This window comes from Thermosynechococcus sp. FA-CM-4201 (genome assembly GCF_054689355.1).
Genome location: NZ_CP079920.1, coordinates 2,514,939 through 2,530,600, shown reverse-complemented (window position 1 = coordinate 2,530,600; position 15,662 = coordinate 2,514,939). Strand labels below are relative to the sequence as shown.

General features: G+C 51.8%; 26 protein-coding genes and 1 tRNA gene. 7 read left to right on the top strand and 20 right to left on the bottom strand.

Annotated elements, in window-relative coordinates:
* Positions 1-3: 3 nt before the first annotated feature.
* Positions 4-549, bottom strand: a complete 546-nt coding sequence (locus KV190_RS12350) for an Npun_F5560 family protein (protein WP_460193682.1) — start codon at positions 547-549, stop codon at positions 4-6.
* Between the two features lie 59 nt (positions 550-608).
* Here KV190_RS12350 and rsmH point away from each other — a divergent pair, with 59 nt between their 5' ends.
* The 6 genes from rsmH to KV190_RS12320 all read left to right on the top strand — a co-directional run bounded on the left by rsmH (position 609) and on the right by KV190_RS12320 (position 5,707).
* Positions 609-1,481 (top strand): 16S rRNA (cytosine(1402)-N(4))-methyltransferase RsmH, encoded by an 873-nt coding sequence (gene rsmH, locus KV190_RS12345; RefSeq protein ID WP_460193680.1) that lies wholly within the window; start codon positions 609-611, stop codon positions 1,479-1,481.
* Between the two features lie 88 nt (positions 1,482-1,569).
* A complete protein-coding gene (locus KV190_RS12340) occupies positions 1,570-2,010 on the top strand; it encodes a hypothetical protein (RefSeq protein ID WP_460193679.1) in 441 nt (146 codons plus the stop codon).
* Positions 2,011-2,019: 9 nt separating this feature from the next.
* Complete coding sequence (locus KV190_RS12335) at positions 2,020-3,786, top strand: peptidoglycan D,D-transpeptidase FtsI family protein (protein ID WP_460193677.1); 1,767 nt, start codon at positions 2,020-2,022, stop codon at positions 3,784-3,786.
* Positions 3,787-3,810: 24 nt separating this feature from the next.
* The gene (gene psbP, locus KV190_RS12330) at positions 3,811-4,362 is read left to right on the top strand and encodes a photosystem II reaction center PsbP (RefSeq protein WP_460193676.1); all 552 of its coding nucleotides are present in this window, start codon (positions 3,811-3,813) and stop codon (positions 4,360-4,362) included.
* A gap of 10 nt (positions 4,363-4,372) precedes the next feature.
* A tRNA-Ala gene (locus KV190_RS12325) sits at positions 4,373-4,445 on the top strand.
* Positions 4,446-4,600: 155 nt separating this feature from the next.
* A complete protein-coding gene (locus KV190_RS12320; protein ID WP_460193675.1) occupies positions 4,601-5,707 on the top strand; it encodes a site-specific integrase in 1,107 nt (368 codons plus the stop codon).
* Between the two features lie 246 nt (positions 5,708-5,953).
* Here KV190_RS12320 and KV190_RS12315 read toward each other — a convergent pair whose 3' ends face one another.
* From KV190_RS12315 to KV190_RS12275, 9 genes are all read right to left on the bottom strand, one after another.
* Entirely contained in the window at positions 5,954-6,163 is a 210-nt protein-coding gene (locus KV190_RS12315; protein WP_460193673.1) for a DNA-binding protein, read from the bottom strand.
* Complete coding sequence (locus KV190_RS12310; RefSeq protein WP_460193672.1) at positions 6,147-6,323, bottom strand: hypothetical protein; 177 nt, start codon at positions 6,321-6,323, stop codon at positions 6,147-6,149. The genes KV190_RS12315 and KV190_RS12310 overlap by 17 nt, the downstream gene beginning before the upstream one ends.
* Positions 6,313-6,483 (bottom strand): hypothetical protein, encoded by a 171-nt coding sequence (locus KV190_RS12305; RefSeq protein ID WP_460193671.1) that lies wholly within the window; start codon positions 6,481-6,483, stop codon positions 6,313-6,315. The genes KV190_RS12310 and KV190_RS12305 overlap by 11 nt, the downstream gene beginning before the upstream one ends.
* Before the next feature lie 84 nt (positions 6,484-6,567).
* Complete coding sequence (locus tag KV190_RS12300; RefSeq protein WP_460193670.1) at positions 6,568-6,876, bottom strand: hypothetical protein; 309 nt, start codon at positions 6,874-6,876, stop codon at positions 6,568-6,570.
* 59 nt (positions 6,877-6,935) lie between these two features.
* Positions 6,936-7,127, bottom strand: a complete 192-nt coding sequence (locus KV190_RS12295) for a hypothetical protein (RefSeq protein ID WP_460193668.1) — start codon at positions 7,125-7,127, stop codon at positions 6,936-6,938.
* 57 nt (positions 7,128-7,184) lie between these two features.
* Positions 7,185-7,331 (bottom strand): hypothetical protein, encoded by a 147-nt coding sequence (locus KV190_RS12290; RefSeq protein WP_460193667.1) that lies wholly within the window; start codon positions 7,329-7,331, stop codon positions 7,185-7,187.
* A 65-nt stretch (positions 7,332-7,396) separates the two neighbouring features.
* Positions 7,397-7,741 (bottom strand): hypothetical protein, encoded by a 345-nt coding sequence (locus KV190_RS12285; RefSeq protein ID WP_460193665.1) that lies wholly within the window; start codon positions 7,739-7,741, stop codon positions 7,397-7,399.
* Positions 7,742-8,023: 282 nt separating this feature from the next.
* Positions 8,024-9,886: a virulence-associated E family protein gene (locus tag KV190_RS12280; protein ID WP_460193664.1), complete on the bottom strand. Its 1,863-nt coding sequence runs from the start codon at positions 9,884-9,886 to the stop codon at positions 8,024-8,026.
* On the bottom strand, positions 9,873-10,070 hold the full coding sequence (locus KV190_RS12275; protein WP_460193662.1) for a hypothetical protein: 198 nt from the start codon (positions 10,068-10,070) through the stop codon (positions 9,873-9,875). The genes KV190_RS12280 and KV190_RS12275 overlap by 14 nt, the downstream gene beginning before the upstream one ends.
* Positions 10,071-10,301: 231 nt before the next feature.
* Here KV190_RS12275 and KV190_RS12270 point away from each other — a divergent pair, with 231 nt between their 5' ends.
* Entirely contained in the window at positions 10,302-10,493 is a 192-nt protein-coding gene (locus KV190_RS12270; RefSeq protein WP_460193660.1) for a hypothetical protein, read from the top strand.
* A 372-nt stretch (positions 10,494-10,865) separates the two neighbouring features.
* Here KV190_RS12270 and KV190_RS12265 read toward each other — a convergent pair whose 3' ends face one another.
* The 10 genes from KV190_RS12265 to KV190_RS12220 all read right to left on the bottom strand — a co-directional run bounded on the left by KV190_RS12265 (position 10,866) and on the right by KV190_RS12220 (position 15,372).
* Positions 10,866-11,111, bottom strand: coding sequence for a hypothetical protein (locus KV190_RS12265; RefSeq protein ID WP_460193659.1), 246 nt, complete (start codon positions 11,109-11,111; stop codon positions 10,866-10,868).
* Positions 11,102-11,287: an NblA/ycf18 family protein gene (locus KV190_RS12260; RefSeq protein WP_460193658.1), complete on the bottom strand. Its 186-nt coding sequence runs from the start codon at positions 11,285-11,287 to the stop codon at positions 11,102-11,104. Before KV190_RS12260 ends, KV190_RS12265 begins: the two co-directional genes overlap by 10 nt.
* Complete coding sequence (locus tag KV190_RS12255) at positions 11,284-11,748, bottom strand: glycoside hydrolase family 24 protein (protein ID WP_460193657.1); 465 nt, start codon at positions 11,746-11,748, stop codon at positions 11,284-11,286. The genes KV190_RS12260 and KV190_RS12255 overlap by 4 nt, the downstream gene beginning before the upstream one ends.
* Complete coding sequence (locus KV190_RS12250) at positions 11,736-12,119, bottom strand: D-Ala-D-Ala carboxypeptidase family metallohydrolase (RefSeq protein WP_460193656.1); 384 nt, start codon at positions 12,117-12,119, stop codon at positions 11,736-11,738. The genes KV190_RS12255 and KV190_RS12250 overlap by 13 nt, the downstream gene beginning before the upstream one ends.
* A 245-nt stretch (positions 12,120-12,364) precedes the next feature.
* On the bottom strand, positions 12,365-12,700 hold the full coding sequence (locus tag KV190_RS12245) for a hypothetical protein (protein WP_460193655.1): 336 nt from the start codon (positions 12,698-12,700) through the stop codon (positions 12,365-12,367).
* Positions 12,690-13,007, bottom strand: a complete 318-nt coding sequence (locus KV190_RS12240; RefSeq protein WP_460193653.1) for a hypothetical protein — start codon at positions 13,005-13,007, stop codon at positions 12,690-12,692. Before KV190_RS12240 ends, KV190_RS12245 begins: the two co-directional genes overlap by 11 nt.
* Complete coding sequence (locus KV190_RS12235; RefSeq protein WP_460193652.1) at positions 12,995-13,447, bottom strand: hypothetical protein; 453 nt, start codon at positions 13,445-13,447, stop codon at positions 12,995-12,997. Before KV190_RS12235 ends, KV190_RS12240 begins: the two co-directional genes overlap by 13 nt.
* Positions 13,420-13,815 carry a hypothetical protein gene (locus KV190_RS12230; RefSeq protein ID WP_460193651.1) on the bottom strand — a complete coding sequence of 132 codons (396 nt, stop codon included), beginning with the start codon at positions 13,813-13,815 and terminating at the stop codon, positions 13,420-13,422. Before KV190_RS12230 ends, KV190_RS12235 begins: the two co-directional genes overlap by 28 nt.
* Positions 13,815-14,624: a hypothetical protein gene (locus KV190_RS12225; RefSeq protein WP_460193650.1), complete on the bottom strand. Its 810-nt coding sequence runs from the start codon at positions 14,622-14,624 to the stop codon at positions 13,815-13,817. Before KV190_RS12225 ends, KV190_RS12230 begins: the two co-directional genes overlap by 1 nt.
* Before the next feature lie 10 nt (positions 14,625-14,634).
* Positions 14,635-15,372, bottom strand: coding sequence for a hypothetical protein (locus tag KV190_RS12220; RefSeq protein ID WP_460193648.1), 738 nt, complete (start codon positions 15,370-15,372; stop codon positions 14,635-14,637).
* Between the last annotated feature and the right edge of the window lie 290 nt (positions 15,373-15,662).

The window sequence follows — 15,662 nt, the reverse complement described above, 5'->3', positions numbered from 1 at the left end:
CACCTAAGTATTAAAGCTGGGAATCAAGCCAACGCGGGCAGGTTGCAATGAGGGTAATCCCTGCTGCTGTTGCTGGCGGGCTTGAGCGGCCAAGAGGGTTTGCAGATTCCGCAGTTCGGCACGCAGTTGGGCGTTTTCTTTTTCGAGGCTTTCAATCTTCAGTTTGACTTGACTGAGCCGCTCACTAAATTTTTGCCGATAGACTTCGGGCATTTCTTGGATGACGCGCTCTAGCATCTCATTGCGATCGCTCAATTCAATCACTTGAGCCTTTAAGCTATTCATTTCTGCTTCGCGGCTTTGTGCCTGCTGCTGGTAGGCCAGAATCTGCTCCTGATAGGCCGTGATTTGCGCTTCTACCTGTTGCACCTGTGCTTGCAACAACTTCAGGGCTTCGGCATTGGCGGCCTCGGCTTTGCGGGCTTGGTAAAAACGCACAAATAACTCAGGATGCTGCACCATGAGTTGATAGAGTTCCTCTGAGAGTTGCTGCACGAGTTGATCCCGTACCAGCAGTTCATCGGCTAAGTTGAGGGAAGTATCGTTCACGGCGGCTGCTCTCCAAGGGACTGTGCTGTGGCAAATTTTACGCTGCTTCTGATCCGCTCATGCAAGATTTGGAATTTTCCACCTACCATCAACCGGTGCTGGCAACTGCCGTGCTTGCGGCACTCCAGCCTAAGGCCGGCGGACTCTACTTGGATGCAACGGTGGGGGGTGGTGGACACACGGCGCTGCTCTTACGCAGTGAACCCACTTGTCGCGTGCTGGCGATCGATCAAGACCCGATGGCGTTGGCGGCGGCTCAGGAATTCCTTGCCCCTTTTGGCGATCGCGTGCAGTTTTGGCACGGTAACTTTGCTGATCTGCCTGTGGCTGAGCCGATGTTTGATGGCATTCTTGCAGATTTAGGGGTGAGTTCCGCCCAGTTGGATCGTCCAGAGCGGGGCTTTAGTTTTCGCTTTGATGCTCCCCTCGATATGCGCATGAATCCCGCTAACCCTTTGACAGCGGCAACGGTGATTAATCACTACAGCGAGCGAGAACTGGCGGATATTTTCTATGAGTATGGCGAAGAACGTTTTGCCCGCCGCATTGCTCGCCACATTGTTGCCCGTCGTCCCCTTGCGACCACCCAAGAACTAGCGCAGTTGGTTGCCCACTGCCTCAAAGCTTCACCCCGTCAACGCATTCATCCGGCCACACGGGTTTTTCAGGCCTTGCGTATCTATGTGAACCAAGAGCTAGCGGTGCTCGACCAATTTTTGGCGCGATCGCCCCAATGGTTAAAGCCCGCAGGGCGCATTGCCGTCATTAGCTTCCATAGCTTGGAAGATCGGCGGGTGAAGCAGGCGTGGCGTGGCCATCCCCTCTTGGACGTTGTGACTCGTAAACCGATTGTGGCGGATGCAGCAGAAGTTGCTCTCAACCCGCGATCGCGATCAGCAAAGCTACGAATTGCAGCGCGTACTTTTGCATGAATTGCCCGAATGATGGTTTATTTATGGGTATCTTTACAGTGCGTCATAATCTTTTAGGGTAATAAATTGCTGAGGAGTGCTGGAGTCTATGGTTGCTGCCCCTAAATTCAAATCCCGATTTATTCCCCAATCGTCGCCAACGCTGACGGAAATTCGACCCCTCCCCAAGCCGCAAATGCCCCTGTGGCAAAAGACCTTGCTGGGGATTCAATGGGTTTCTGGGGTGGCGGCCACCAGTGCCCTCGTGGCTGTACTGCCTCTCTATGGTTGGTCAGCCCTCTCTGAGCAGCAGTGGAGTCAGGCCTATGACCGCTTGGAAACCCTCAAACGGCAAGAGCGGGAGCTACTGGTCAGCAATGAAACCCTCCGCTATCGGGTAACGCAGCAAGTCCAGCGGGCGCCCCAAGGTCTCGTGCCCCAAACGCCGCAACATGTTCTTTTTGTGCCCAATGAGGGCAAGATTGCTGCCAAAACGCATTTTGAACGCCCCCCCGTGACACCACCGCCGCAGCGCACTGTCAATTACTGATTGGTATTTATGACAACAGCCCGCCCCCAAAACCAATCCCTACCACGCTGGCGGGTTGGCCTGATCTTCGGCTTTTTGCTGATGGTGATGGGGGGTGTGGTCGCTCGTCTAGTTTACTTGCAAGTAGTTCAGGGGGAAACCCTAGCGGCACGGGCACAGCAGCAACAACGGCGCTATACCCCGCCAACCTTGGCACGCTACCCAATTACCGATCGCCGAGAGACAGTTATTGCTCTAGATCGGCCCGTGTTTACCCTCTTTGCCCATCCAATTCAATTCAAAGTGGAGCGGCTGGCGATCGCCCGCGATCTGGCTCCTTTACTCAAGCAATCCCCAGAGCAACTGTTGGCCAAATTTAGCACCTACCCCACAGGCGTCCCCATTGCCTACGACATTGACGAAGAAACTGCCGCCAAAATTCGCGCCCTCAACTACGATGGCCTCGAACTGAACCAAGCGTGGCAGCGCATTTATCCGCAACAGGAACTCATGGCGGGCATTGTTGGCTATGTGGATCGAGAGCACCAAGGCCAAGCAGGGATTGAGTTTAGCCAGAATCAATTTTTACAGGTGCCCAGTAGCCGCCAACTTCTCTCGATGAATGCCTTGGGACAGTGGTTGCCGGCGCTTGCCCCTGCGGATCCGCGTGCTTTGAGTCAGGGATACCATGTCCGCCTGACGATTGATAGTCGTCTGCAACAAACGGCACGCCAAGCTCTGCAACAGCAGTTACGCAAATTCAACGCTAAGCGGGGCACGGTCATTGTCCTAGAAGTGAAAACTGGTGCACTACGGGCACTGGTCTCAGAGCCTTCCTACGATCCCAATCATTACTATCGTGCTGATCCAGCGCTGTTTCGCAACTGGGCGGTATCGGATCTCTATGAGCCGGGATCAACCTTTAAGCCGATCAACACCGCGATCGCCCTTGAACTCAATGCCATTACCCCCGATACGGTGCTGCCCGATGAGGGACGGATTACAGTGGGGGGCTGGCCAATTCAAAACAGTGATTTTAGCCAACGCGGCGGCCGGGGTGCCCTCAATATTGCCCAAATTCTTGCCTATTCCAGCAATGTGGCTATGGTGCACATGATGAACCGCATTCCAGCCCGCCACTACTATCGCTATCTGCATCGCTTGGGGCTGACCGAGAAGGTAGGCAGTGATCTCCCCTTTGAAACCGCTGCCCAGTTAAAGCCGCCGGAGCAATTTATTAACTATCCCATTGAACCGGCAACGACGGCCTTTGGCCAAGGGTTTTCCCTGACGCCTCTGCATCTGGTGCAACTGCTGGGGGCGATCGCCAACGGGGGTGAGCTGGTCACTCCCCATGTCATTGATGGCCTCTACGATGAAAATGGCCAACTGCAAAAACGCCTTGAGCAACGCCCCCCGCGACGGGTCTTTTCGCAGCGCACCAGTCAAGCAGTGGTCAAAATGCTCGGAGAAGTTGTGCGCTTTGGTACAGGGAAACCCGCCCATATTCCCGGCTATCGCTTGGGGGGCAAAACCGGCACAGCACAAAAAGCAATTGGCGGTACCTATAGCAATCTGCGTATTACCAGCTTTGTTGCTGTCTTTCCCCTAGAACAGCCGCAGTACGTGATTTTGGCGGTGGTGGATGAACCCAAGGGGGATGATGCCTATGGCTCAACGGTGGCGATTCCCATTGTGCGAGCGGTAACGGAGTCACTGATTACGATTGAGGGCATTCCCCCCTCACATCCCGAGGAATTGCGACGCCCCGCTGCGCCAGCTTCAGTGTCACAATAGGGGAGAACAGCGCAAAAGGACGGTATGATTCAACGGTTTTTTGCCACAGCGTTGGCGATTCTTGTGGTGCTGCTGGGGGGGTGTTCGGCCACCAGTGGGCTACAGGCCTATGTCGATAGCTACGATGGCTATGAATTTCTCTACCCGCGCGGCTGGGTACAGGTACAAGTTGAAGACCCCGTGGATGTGGTCTTTCACGACATTATTGAGACGACAGAAAACGTCAGTGTGGTTGTGAATACGGTTTCTAGCACAAAGTCCCTTGAGGAGTTGGGGTCACCAGAGGATGTGGGCGATCGCCTGCTGCGGAATATCATTGCCCCCAGTGAAAGTGGGCGCAGTTCTGCCCTGATTTCTGCTAGCTCCCAAAAGGCTGATGATAAGACCTACTATATTCTGGAGTATGCCGTCACCCTGCCGGGAGATGGGGACAATGCTCAGCAGCGGCACAATTTATCGAGTATTGCAGTGAGCCGAGGGAAGGTCTATACCCTGAGTGTGTCAGCCCCAGAAGAGCGCTGGCCAAAGGTGGAAGACCAATTTAAGACCATCGTGTCCTCGTTTACCGTATATTAAGAAAAGAATCGGGGAGTTAGCTCAGTTGGTAGAGCGTCGCGATCGCACCGCGAAGGTCAGGGATTCGAGTTCCCTACTCTCCATAGTTTTACTCTGTTATTGCAAACCGCTCTATGAGCCGCAAAGCAGCTTTGTAACTAGGTTTGGGTGAACTGTTAAGAAAAGTAAAAAGTGCCTAAATGACACCAAATAGCCCCTAATCACAAGGCAAAATTAGGCAAAGTTTAGGCAAGCCGATGTGGACAAGCTGCTTTGTCAAGCGAACGGACGATTGAAGGTTGCCAAAGTGGGGCTTCAGATACAGCAAATAGGCGACCGCCTCTACTTGCGCGGTACGCTCCCACCCAAGCCCAACAGTGGCAAGACCAAACCCTATCAGCAGAGGATTGCTCTAGGAGTGCTCGCTAATCCAGCCGGCATCAACTTTGCTGAGAAAGAGGCACGACGAATCGGTGTTTTGCTCGCCTCTAAAGAGTTCAATTGGGCGGAGTTTGATCGGGGCAAGGCGGAAACCGTAGCAGACTGGATAGGACGGTTTGAAGAAGACTACTTCTTGACGCGGGAGCGAAACGATAAAACCTTGACCACTTGGAAGGGCGACTATCTCAAGGTGTTGCGCAAGCTCCCCCCAGAAGCGCCGTTGTCCTCGGAAGTTTTGCTGGAGGCAATCTTGGCAACCCCCCCGGACACCAAGACTCGTAAACGAACTTGCATGGTACTAGGTGCTCTAGCTAGGTTTGCCAACTTAGATTTGGACGTGAGCCGCTACAGCGGGTCGTATTCACCCAAGTCCACTGCTCCACGGGATTTGCCAGAGGATGCTCAGATAGTAGAGTGGTTTTACCGTCTTGAACATCCCGCTTGGCGCTGGGTGTATGGGATGTTGGCCACTTATGGCTTGCGGCCTCATGAGGCTTTTCGTTTGAATTTTGAGAGGCTTAGTCAAGGCGAAAGGATTCTGGAAGTGCTTGAAAATACCAAGACGGGATTCCGTCGGGTGTGGCCGTGCTATCCAGAGTGGTTTGACGAGTTCCAGTTGAGTCAAGTCCAGTTGCCCCCGATAAACACAAAAAGACCCAACCTAGCAGTAGGTCGGGCCTGTAGTCAGTATCTCTCAGCCAAACTTCCATTTCGACCTTACGATCTTAGGCACGCTTGGGCAGTGCGGACGCTTGCCTTTGGACTCGATCTCAGTTTGGCGGCTCAACAGATGGGGCACTCGGTGCAAGTCCATTGCCAAACTTATCACCGCTGGATAACAGAGAAGCACCATCAGGCTGCCTTTGAGGCGTTGATGTTGCGAGTTGATCGCCCAATGCCGCCAAAGATCGTGCTTGATAAGTAAATTCATCTGGGGAAGTTTCTTCTAGGAAAATTTCAAGAACAGCAGCGTGAGGAAGTCGCAAGAAAATCTCTAGTTCTTGGGCAAAAGAAGACGAGATTCTCGTGTTTGACTCTCCATAATGGAAACGCTCTTCATTATTCTCAAACACAAAATTATCGCGTCCAATCTCAATCAAAGTTATTTGATCGAGAGGAAGGTAAAGCGTTGTTATACCATCGAAAGGGCTGGGAACCTTGAGGAACTTTTTCATTTTCTGTACTCCAAACCAATTGAAAGGGTCTTAGCAATCTGTTCGCAATCCCAAGCATAGGTGGGGCGAGCGGCATGGGGGCGAGAGGTGATGATGTAATCCCGCCCCAGTCGGAGGGTGCCTATGCGGGCAAGGCGCCTTAAATGCTTGGCACTCATGCCGAGATAATCCGCCGCGTCTTGAGTTCTCCTAAAACGGGATTTCATCAACGTCAATCTCCTCCTGTTTTTGGGATTCTGTTTGCTCGAACTGGACGACTTCTTTTAGCTTTTCCAATGCGGAACTTAAGTCAATCAAGGCAGCAATAATTTTGTCGATCGTCTCCTCTGTTTTGCGTAGGATTTGTTTTTTGCGTTCAACGTCCATTTTCGTGTCCCTCCTTGCGGATTAAGTCATCAAGATTGTCAGTGGCCACTTTGAGCAAATCCAAAATCAAGTCAAGCCGCTCCAGCTTGATTTCCTCTTTCAGGCACAGAGTGAGTAGAAAGGCGGCTGTATCAACCTGTGATCTGATTTTTCGCAGCATCTTTACTCCTTATAAAAATCTAAAAAAAAGGGGCAAGGTGCCCCTTGAAAAAACAATCAGTCAGCGAACTGTAGTTGCTCTAATTTAATTTCCCCCATATCTTTGAGCAAAGAGGTTATAGAGATGAGCGGCTCTCAAAACTCCTGAAGTGCGGTCTTCTACCAGCTCGGATGATATCCGCTCATTCTCAGAAATGAGTAGGATGTAGCATTGGTTCAAAAATGGTCGAGGGTCAAAAGGAACCAACCAAACAAGTAAGAGTTTAGTCTTCCCCTCGTAATCAAACCGCGCTTTGATGAGCAAACTTTCTTGCTCCTTAGTAATGGGGGTTAACGCCTCAACTATCGTGTCTAGAGAGTTGGCAATAGAGTTCAGAGAGTCATAAATTTCCATATTTCAGTCCTCCTTGTGATTAAAAGAAAAGGGGGCAAATCGCCCCCTCAGAGAGTTAACTATCGAGTGGTTTCATCTTGGGTCAAGTAATAAACCGCTCGTGCTAAGTATTCACCAAGATAATCAGGGTCAACCATCCGCTTGCGACCGTTGACGATCACAGTATGGTAGTTGCTGCCCGGAATGATTTCGATTTGCACTGGGGGCAAATGACGATAGCGCCGACTATGGCAAAAATCACAGCGTTCCATATTTCAGTCCTCCTTGTGATTGAGAGAGAAAGGGGGCAAGGCGCCCCCTCGGTTTGCCTAAGAGATTGCTCGGATGCGTTTTAGCAGCTCGGCCTTCATTTGCTCGTATTGCTCGATGAGTTGCGGGTCTTGGCGCTTGCGAGCGACGGCAAGGGCAACTTCCACGGAGCGGAGATGGGACAGTTCTTGTTCAAGGTCAAACATGGTAAGCTCCTAGTAACTGTGATTGAAAGAGAAGGGGGGCGGACTACCGCCCCTTTTTTTGTTGGCTAACGGGTCGGAGGCAATACATCGCGGATCAACTGCTGAGTCACCCGTTCTTCCGGGGGCAACTGAGCGAGATCGCGGAGGATGCGGTCGGCCTCTGGCAGTTGGTTGCGGTGCTCCCAGACCCACCGCTCCAAGTCCTCCACGGTCACAATCTCGCGCTTGGAGGTGGTGCGATAGGGATTGCCCCCATAGGGTGCTTGAGAGGCACGTTGCCCCTCTGCCAGTAGGTGACCGATGCCGATACCGACCAATGTGGCCGTCAGGGTGGCAAAGGCCACGTCAGCGGCCTCGGAGCGAGGCGCATTAAGGCCTGCCGCCCGTACCGCCCGTAGCAGGTCGTCCATAGGTGCTCCTTTGGTTTTCAAGGTTCTGCGACTATCTTACTAGTCAATGACTAGTATAACACGACTAGCATGCTAGTCAACGATTGGCTTAAAAAGGTGCACTGATAGGTTGGTCAGGTTGGTCAATCCTCTACTGGAGCGCTTTTCAGGTTGGTCTAGGTTGGTCGGAGGTTGGTCTAGGTTGGTCGGAGGTTGGTCTAGGTGCAAAGTCGCTCTATACAAGCATTCCAGATTGATTTAAGAAACAGGTGACCAACCTGACCAACCTAAAAGTCAACCTTTCTAAACTTTGATCCAAGATCGTCGTCTGGATTGCCCAACTCTGTGACTAATCCATCCCAAACTCTTGAGAATTGAGGCAACTCGCATTTCATCAGCTCTAGTCCGTTTTTCAAGGTCGATCCGCAGTAGATCCGCGAGAATTTCCGAGGTTGTTACTGTGCTTCTGCACTCGCAATAAGAAGCGATCGCGTCCTCCCAAGGGTCGCGAACCACAAACGTCTCATTGACTTCATCCGCCAAGGATTGCTCCTCCGTATCGAGCCACCAAGGTTGTCCCGCTTTGTAAGCGGCCACTGCTGCCGCCCAAATGCGATCGCGGTCACTGGATAGCAATTCAAGGTCAATCTCTTTGGCGCAAGGCACGATCCAAAACCGCCTATTGCCCGTCGGATCGCCGAGGAAATCATCTTGGTTTGTAGAACCGACAATAATTGACTTTCGCTCGAACCGTTTGACTTCCCGACCGTAAGGGGGGCGGATTAAGTCAGAAGTCGAGGACACAAAGGATTTGACGGCGGCAATATCCTTCCGCTTGAAGATGGCCTCCAGCTCCGCCCATTCCACGAACCATACTTTGTGGAGCTTCAATCGCTCGTCTTTATCGGAAACCGACCCAAGACTATCGTCGAACCATGCCGGAGATGCCAAGACCTTAAAGAAGCTGGACTTGCCGAGGCCTTGCTTGCCTTGCAAGATCAGCACTGTATCGACCTTACTGCCCGGCTTAAAGGCACGAGCAACGGCGGCAATTAACGTCTTGGCGATAAACGCATTAAACAAGGGGCTGTCCGCCCCTAAATACTTGGTTGCCAGTTGGTTGAGCAATCCGTAATTCTCTCCATATTTTCGATATTGTTCCTCCAAGTAATCCTTGACAGGATTGTAGGCATTGGCGCGTGCCAAGTTCATGACGATTTTGCTCGCTTGGTTGTCAGGGAGGTGGAGGTCATATTGCACGGCGAGCGCAAGGATCAGATCGTCCAAATCAAACGGCTGATCGTTCAACTCCAGCTCTGACGTAAGCTCATTGAGCCGCAAGCGATCGCCCAAAATCTGTTTGGTTAGCAAGTAGCGCTCCGCCAACTTACAACGACCACTCTCAATCTGCTGCCGTTTCTCTTGCAGCGGTTTGCGCCAAGCCTCAAAGGCGATCGCTCGATCCAGCAGCTCCTGAAGCAACGCGAGGCGATCGCCCTCTGGATGCGCTGCCAAGTAGTCGTCTATCCCTTTTAAGGGACCGTCAGGTATCTGAACAATGCGAACGACCGCCCCCTCTGCGGAAATCAGCCGACCGAGCCGCTCCAATGCTAGTTTCACTCCATCCTTGGTCAGCAAGTCATTGTCAAAACAGAGATAGACGGTTCGCCCCACTTGGCAAAAGGCCTTCAGGCGATCGTGCAGCGTTCCTTCCTTCTGCCCATTCCAAACGCCGGGGATAGACACACAGGCAATCCCTAAGCTCAAGACCGCTCCCGCCTTTTTCGCCCCTTCTGTAATCACCAAAGGGCGAGAAGGGTCTTGGAGGACTTCTGCCCAAAACTCTCCCCCCGGATCCAAAAAAAGCGGCTGAGCTTCCTCATCGGAAGGGCAAAGATATTTGCGGGGTTTACCGTTCCCGTTTAGGGGGGGATTGTCCGGTTTTACCTGAATTCCGTACCAAGTATCCCAAGACCGAAGAGGGTCTATCCCTTTCACCGCCCAGCAAGGCACCAGATGATCAGAATGCTTGCGCCGGTTCTTGGTGTTGCGGTTGAGGAGGCGATCTACCTCCCAAGAGTCCTCGATCGTCCACACGTTGCGTTCAATGATTTCATCCGCAACTCCAGAGGCCTTCCACTCAGCGTAATGCTTATCGCTTAGCATGAGATTTCCCCTCTAAAGTCCGCAAGTACAGCTCTACAGCTTCTTCCAAGAGTGCTGATTTGGGACGACCTTGCTTAGCAGCTTCAATCCTGAGTTTGTACTCCAGCTCGCGGCTCAATCTTAGCTGCACGAGTTTTTTATTTTCTTTGACTTGCATAAAGGTCACCGACCACAACACTTTCATTATTCCGCTGACCATACTGCTAGTCAACATCACATAGCATTATTGACTGCTGACTTTTATACTTGTCAGTAGGACATACAACCATACACGACTAAAGTGGATAAAGCCAAACTGGCACAGGTAGTAAAAGCAAATGCGGAGGCCGCAGGCGGATTAAGAGCCTATGCACGGCACTTGGGCGTTTACTTAGGCACTGTGCAAGGCTGGGTGGAGGGGCGGTCAGTCCCTAGCGTGGAAAACTTAGTCAAAATTGCGGCTGACGCTGGGTACACAGTGGAAGAACTGATCGAGTACCTTTGCGGGACAGTTCCTCCTCCGACTGTGGCTGCCAAGCAACAAGTCCTCAAATATATTCGCTCCCTGACCAAGGAAGAACTGGTGGATATAGTTAACGAGGCCACAAAAATACTGGCTGGAGTTTAGGATGCGATTTACCATCACCACAGTGGCAGCAGTAGTTTCGCTTGTCGCACTTTATGCTTGGGGCGGCAGTTGGCTGCAAAATCTTGGTACTGTAGGCGTGCTGACACTCTATTGGTTCGCTACTTTCCAACCACGAAGTTCAGGATTTTAGCCATGTTAGGTCCTGGCTCGATTTTAGGATTGATAGAATTCGGATTGGGTATCATTTTCTTCCTCACTTTGATTCGTGTTGCTCAAAAATCCTCTCAATCAGGAGTAGCAGTCGCCAGTTCAGTCGAGGCGATCGCCGGCTTGGTGCTACTCCCGCTAGCAGGCATGATTTTCTTTTTTGGCGGATGGCGCCTAGACCCTATTTTGGTGTTTGGCCTTTTGTTAACCAATCTGTTTCTGATCACTGCCTTGCTCAAGGATATTGCTTTGTTGAGAAGAGGTTAACACCTCCTTAATCACCTCATCCCAGAGCAAATCTAGGCATCCCGCAAAGCGTCGCTGCATAATCGCCGCCATCACGCGGTCAATTTCGGATTCGGTTAAATCCAACTGCTCGGCGATCGCCTTCGCATACACTAGGTTTCGACCTTTAGCGATCATCTGCTCCAACTTGACATCTACTCGCATAATCCCCTCATCAACTGTTTCACCAAGTTATCGCTGACTAATTTGAGTCTTACCGTCTCAAGCAAGAACTTTTCCAATTCCTCCCGTGAGTAATCCTTTATCACCTCCTCCAATTGGCGCATCAAAAACGTTTGCTCCAGCGTTAGTTCAAAATTCAGCCACGGCATCGTTTTCATAGCGGCACTCCTAAGAAATTGGCAATCTCCTGCAACGTCTTGGTGGGCTGCCCATACCGTCCCCTACCATCACTCGCGGGCAACGATGCCCACTCCCAGCTCAGCAGGTCGAGCGCGGGGAGCACGGCCATCCCGTCCACCAGTAGCAGCGCTCCTCGGCGGTCTATCAGGAAGAGCGCCGCTTGATCCTGACTTTCCGGAGAGAAGTCGGGCAGTTGCAGCTTGGCCTTGCATTCATCCCAAGTGGGGCTGAGAAATTGATAACGGCCTGCGGCATCTGAGACTAAACCACCACTGCGATTGAGTATCCGAGGGTGATCGCGGTAAGAGTCAAACAGCCGTCCCGTAAACATCATGCGGTAGCCGTTCGCTCCGTTAGTCCCCTCGCACCAAGCGATTAAGTCCAACCACTTCTTGCGCACTGGAGTCACCAGATAGCGCACAGGAGCTACTTTTCCCATCGGCTGTACTCCCCCAAATCTAAATGCACGTGCCCGCCACTGTGCGGATAGATGCCAAACCCGCCCCGCCAATCCTTGAGTAGATCGCGGATTTGTGCCCATGGCAGATCAACCACAAAGTCCACTGCTAATCCGATTTTGTGCAGGCTATTGGGACTACCTCCCGCCCTAGAATTCCAAGGTTCCGGTCGGTACCAACTGGTGACCCGCCAAGGTTTGCCAGAGCGAGTGCGGTAGGGCTGGATCGCCGTAGCTAGCGCCACAATGTTGTCAAAGTGGTTGAGCTGACTAGGCAGTCTCTCCCCGTTGTGCAGCGCCTCTCCCCAAGTAAAGTTGCCGTTCGGGATAATGGCCAGACGTAAGAAACTCATAAGAATACCTCTGGTTTTGCAAAGATGGCTGTGGTTGATTGTTCAAATTGTGGAAAATCAGTGAAACCTTGGTTAAATCCAGTCCAAGTAATCCCGAAACCAAAATAATCAGAATCATCATTTGCTTGGAGTCTGATTTTTGCAAATCGCTCACATCTTTTCTCAAAGATTCTATTTGCCGTTCGATAATGTCCATCTTGTGCTCGATGTGCACAAAACAATGAGCCACATTTTGGCAATCAAGATCATCCGACATTTCTCAGCTCCCAAAAGTCTTCTAATTTGACTAATTCGCAATCAGGGTAATACAGCACGGCGGTAGGCACAAACGGCGTTTGCCGCTCATCAATTTGCAGAGTTTGGGGAATTCCAGAAATCCGCACTAAGGGGTGCGGTAGTGTGCGGTAATTCCCCTCCCCTTGGCGATAGTCAAAGTAAGCGAAGTGCCTTAATCCACGTGGTTGCGCTTGCCAGTGCTGCAAGACAAAAAACTCAGGCATCGGGGGCGGAATTGCCGCTACCAAGGGGTCAAACGTAACCCGCAATCCGTAATTGGTAATAAAGGCAAACCTAGGTGACATAAACCTTCAACCTAAACTCGGCAAACATATTTAGCGACAACCGCCACTCGGACTGTTGAAGCTGAGGCGGCACCAGTAGCACCTCCTGAGTATCGATAAACGCTGTCCCCGGAACCCGCCGCACCACATACACAGGAGGACTGGTGACTTCTAAGGCCTCCCGTACCACAAACCCCGCAGGGAATTCCAACCCCTCTTCCGGAGGGAGGTCTGGCGTAACAAACCAAATTAAGTTCCCTCCGGAGTGCCAATCCGTCAGCGTAAAGGTTCGCAGTTCGGAAACCCCGTCAAAGATCAAGCTGGCCATTTTGACCACCATCGTTGCAACGACTTCAATCCGCCCAGTGTAGTCCACTCCTCCCCGTAGTACTGAGCACTCTGCACGTGCGGAGCAGTCAATATCTCCTTGGCATGGGCGCAGTGATACCACGACCCCGGCGGATGCGGAATGATCGCCTTAAACTCGCTAAACCCTTGGGAGTTGTAGGGGTTAGGTAAGCAACAGAGCAGGTGTCGCGCTTTTAAGTTGCCGCCAATTATTTTGGTGGCCTCGCGAACCAAGTCCAGAAACGCTTGCACTTCTTTATGCGGCACATCGGGAATCTGTACTCCCGTCAGCATTCGAGTCACAGGCGTTTGGATCGACTCGTCTTCCTCGACCTTGTAAACTCGCTGGCGGCCAATCACCGTCCGCCCAAAATCGGTGCGGTAGTAAACCACTATGTCCTTAAAGCGTTTGGTGGCCATAGGTCGGTTACAAGAGCGGTATAAAAGGCACTGCGGTACTCCGCCTCAGTGGCAACGTAGAGCACCTTGGGATTAAAGAGTATCTTTTGGTAGCAGTCTCGATACTGCGGAGTGGCGGGCGCTAGCGGGAAAGGCACAAAAAGATACTCTTCTTCATCGAGGTAAATTTTGGCGGCTCGCGGTCGCACTGGGGGGTCGCAGGTCACCTGTTGTGGTTCCACTCGACTCCACCACTCTCCGGGGAGGATCGCTCGATCCCAATCTGTCTCCGTCGTAACTTTAGAACCGCCCACCATCAAAAAAACATCTGCCCGCAAGACCCACTCCAAGCCAAAGTCGTCGGAGTAGCGCAGGCAGTAACTGGCCATTAGGGAACCCCACCTAACCCGCCAGCGCCCCCTTGGGCGATAGGAGATGAGTTACATTTCTTGGCCTTGTCAAAGAGCAGGTGAATGTTGCGAACGGACTCCCCTTTATAACCGATGCACTCTGCCTCTCGTCCAACTCGCTTGATGCAGTTACAGACCCCAGCCAAGTTTTCAACCGGAAATTTCCGTACGATCTTCTGGGTGTGCACAAAACCCGTCTGACTTCTCAGGGTTCTGCCTGTGCCATAGAAGATCACGTGTCTGGCGCGAATCGGGATTGGGCTAGCGCAAGACTTGGGACCCTTGTCGTTCCAACAGCGCTTAGCAAGCGTAATGACGCTATTTGGCTCAGCCTCTACTGCGAAACGCACGGGTGTGTTTTTTCCAGCAATATCTGAGTCGTAGAGCATCACTCCGGTAATTTTTTTCGCTTTGCCATCAGGAAGTTGGAAGTTTTGCAGCTTCGGAGTGTAATCCCCTACTGCTGGTGGAACCACTCGCCACTCCTCCCCATCCAGATCGATGCAGACCACGTCGTTGAGCTTTAGCAGCTCGTCAACTGCATCTTTGATCTTGTTGGGCGACGGCACGGGGAATCGAATTTTGGCGCCGTCTTTATAAGTGGCAATTACTGCTCGCGGCTTGAACAGGAACGTGGGAGAGCACAAACTACCAGTAGGGACTTTATAACCCAGTTTCCCTGCCAAGTCTTTCCCATAATACTCACTGATTTTGAACCGCAGTTCTTCGTATTTAATCCCCAAATCTGACTGATATTCAGCCAGTTGGTAAGGCATCATCCGTGGCATGGGTCACTCCTTAAGCAGCGATAACGTGACGGACATCAAAGGTTTGCGTATTGTGATCCAGTGCCAACTCAATCGTCACTTCGTAGGTACGAGTGAAGAAGGACCGCTTAGAAAGCTGGCTCGCAGGCACTGAGGAGAGCGGACTGGACCCTTCTGTCCACTCACTAGGCGGGAAGAGGGAGCTGTTTAGTCCTACGTTTTTGTTGACAATTGCGCTGGCAACCGTGCTGCTCCGCAGCGTGACGTTCTCGGCGAGATAGAAGCTGAGAGCTTGCCAGTACTGACGGCTGTCGGCAGTGAGGGTAATATCCCCCTGCGCTGGCGCACCGTAGGGTGCCAATTCTGCCGTGGGAATTAGGATGCCAGCTCCAGAGATCGCCCCGGCTGCTGCCACCTTGGCCGCTCCGGGGAACACATCCACAATGGTCATGCCGCTGCCCGACCCCAGAGGCACTTGGCTCACAGTGCCGTTAGAGTGGTTCACCATGTAGGTGTGGGTCATGGAGTAGGTTTGCGTGAGAGTATCCAATCCACTGGCACTCATCAGCAAGCCCAGCGGTTGTGATGTCAAAGGCGCAATGTAGTTAACAAGCGCGCGGTAAATCGCCAGCGTAATTTTGCTTTCTTTGTCGTTATCACCCGGTTCCAATTCGTCAGCCGTCACCCCCGGCAGATTAGACACTGGGATGTAAATACCTTCGGCCACCGCAGTCCCAGCCGCGTCAAAATACTCAAAATTGAGAGCCATAGCAGCCTCTTAACTCGACATTTTGACATTAGCCTGAAAGTCGCTTCTGGAGAGGGTTTTTGCGATAGAAACTGATGTTTATTTCTAACAACCGACTAGACTTTGCAAATTTTTCTTACAATAGATAGAAAAAGGATAATCTGATGCGTACTAAAGGCAGAAATTGCAAGAGTAGTCCATACTCGTTTAAGGCTAATTATCCCAAATGCGAGTACAACAAAGGTGATTATAAGTATTTGCCAATCTCAAAATTTTGCTCAGAGAACTTCTTGACTCGCAGCCAAGTGTAC

Coding starts and splice junctions, on each gene's coding strand:
- rsmH (WP_460193680.1), top strand. CDS start 609: ATGCAAGATTTGGAATTTTCCACCTACCATCAACCGGTGCTGGCAACT.
- KV190_RS12340 (WP_460193679.1), top strand. CDS start 1,570: ATGGTTGCTGCCCCTAAATTCAAATCCCGATTTATTCCCCAATCGTCG.
- KV190_RS12335 (WP_460193677.1), top strand. CDS start 2,020: ATGACAACAGCCCGCCCCCAAAACCAATCCCTACCACGCTGGCGGGTT.
- psbP (WP_460193676.1), top strand. CDS start 3,811: ATGATTCAACGGTTTTTTGCCACAGCGTTGGCGATTCTTGTGGTGCTG.
- KV190_RS12315 (WP_460193673.1), bottom strand. CDS start 6,163: ATGAAATCCCGTTTTAGGAGAACTCAAGACGCGGCGGATTATCTCGGC.
- KV190_RS12310 (WP_460193672.1), bottom strand. CDS start 6,323: ATGGACGTTGAACGCAAAAAACAAATCCTACGCAAAACAGAGGAGACG.
- KV190_RS12305 (WP_460193671.1), bottom strand. CDS start 6,483: ATGCTGCGAAAAATCAGATCACAGGTTGATACAGCCGCCTTTCTACTC.
- KV190_RS12300 (WP_460193670.1), bottom strand. CDS start 6,876: ATGGAAATTTATGACTCTCTGAACTCTATTGCCAACTCTCTAGACACG.
- KV190_RS12295 (WP_460193668.1), bottom strand. CDS start 7,127: ATGGAACGCTGTGATTTTTGCCATAGTCGGCGCTATCGTCATTTGCCC.
- KV190_RS12290 (WP_460193667.1), bottom strand. CDS start 7,331: ATGTTTGACCTTGAACAAGAACTGTCCCATCTCCGCTCCGTGGAAGTT.
- KV190_RS12285 (WP_460193665.1), bottom strand. CDS start 7,741: ATGGACGACCTGCTACGGGCGGTACGGGCGGCAGGCCTTAATGCGCCT.
- KV190_RS12280 (WP_460193664.1), bottom strand. CDS start 9,886: ATGCTAAGCGATAAGCATTACGCTGAGTGGAAGGCCTCTGGAGTTGCG.
- KV190_RS12275 (WP_460193662.1), bottom strand. CDS start 10,070: ATGAAAGTGTTGTGGTCGGTGACCTTTATGCAAGTCAAAGAAAATAAA.
- KV190_RS12265 (WP_460193659.1), bottom strand. CDS start 11,111: ATGCGAGTAGATGTCAAGTTGGAGCAGATGATCGCTAAAGGTCGAAAC.
- KV190_RS12260 (WP_460193658.1), bottom strand. CDS start 11,287: ATGAAAACGATGCCGTGGCTGAATTTTGAACTAACGCTGGAGCAAACG.
- KV190_RS12255 (WP_460193657.1), bottom strand. CDS start 11,748: ATGGGAAAAGTAGCTCCTGTGCGCTATCTGGTGACTCCAGTGCGCAAG.
- KV190_RS12250 (WP_460193656.1), bottom strand. CDS start 12,119: ATGAGTTTCTTACGTCTGGCCATTATCCCGAACGGCAACTTTACTTGG.
- KV190_RS12245 (WP_460193655.1), bottom strand. CDS start 12,700: ATGTCACCTAGGTTTGCCTTTATTACCAATTACGGATTGCGGGTTACG.
- KV190_RS12240 (WP_460193653.1), bottom strand. CDS start 13,007: ATGGCCAGCTTGATCTTTGACGGGGTTTCCGAACTGCGAACCTTTACG.
- KV190_RS12235 (WP_460193652.1), bottom strand. CDS start 13,447: ATGGCCACCAAACGCTTTAAGGACATAGTGGTTTACTACCGCACCGAT.
- KV190_RS12230 (WP_460193651.1), bottom strand. CDS start 13,815: ATGGCCAGTTACTGCCTGCGCTACTCCGACGACTTTGGCTTGGAGTGG.
- KV190_RS12225 (WP_460193650.1), bottom strand. CDS start 14,624: ATGCCACGGATGATGCCTTACCAACTGGCTGAATATCAGTCAGATTTG.
- KV190_RS12220 (WP_460193648.1), bottom strand. CDS start 15,372: ATGGCTCTCAATTTTGAGTATTTTGACGCGGCTGGGACTGCGGTGGCC.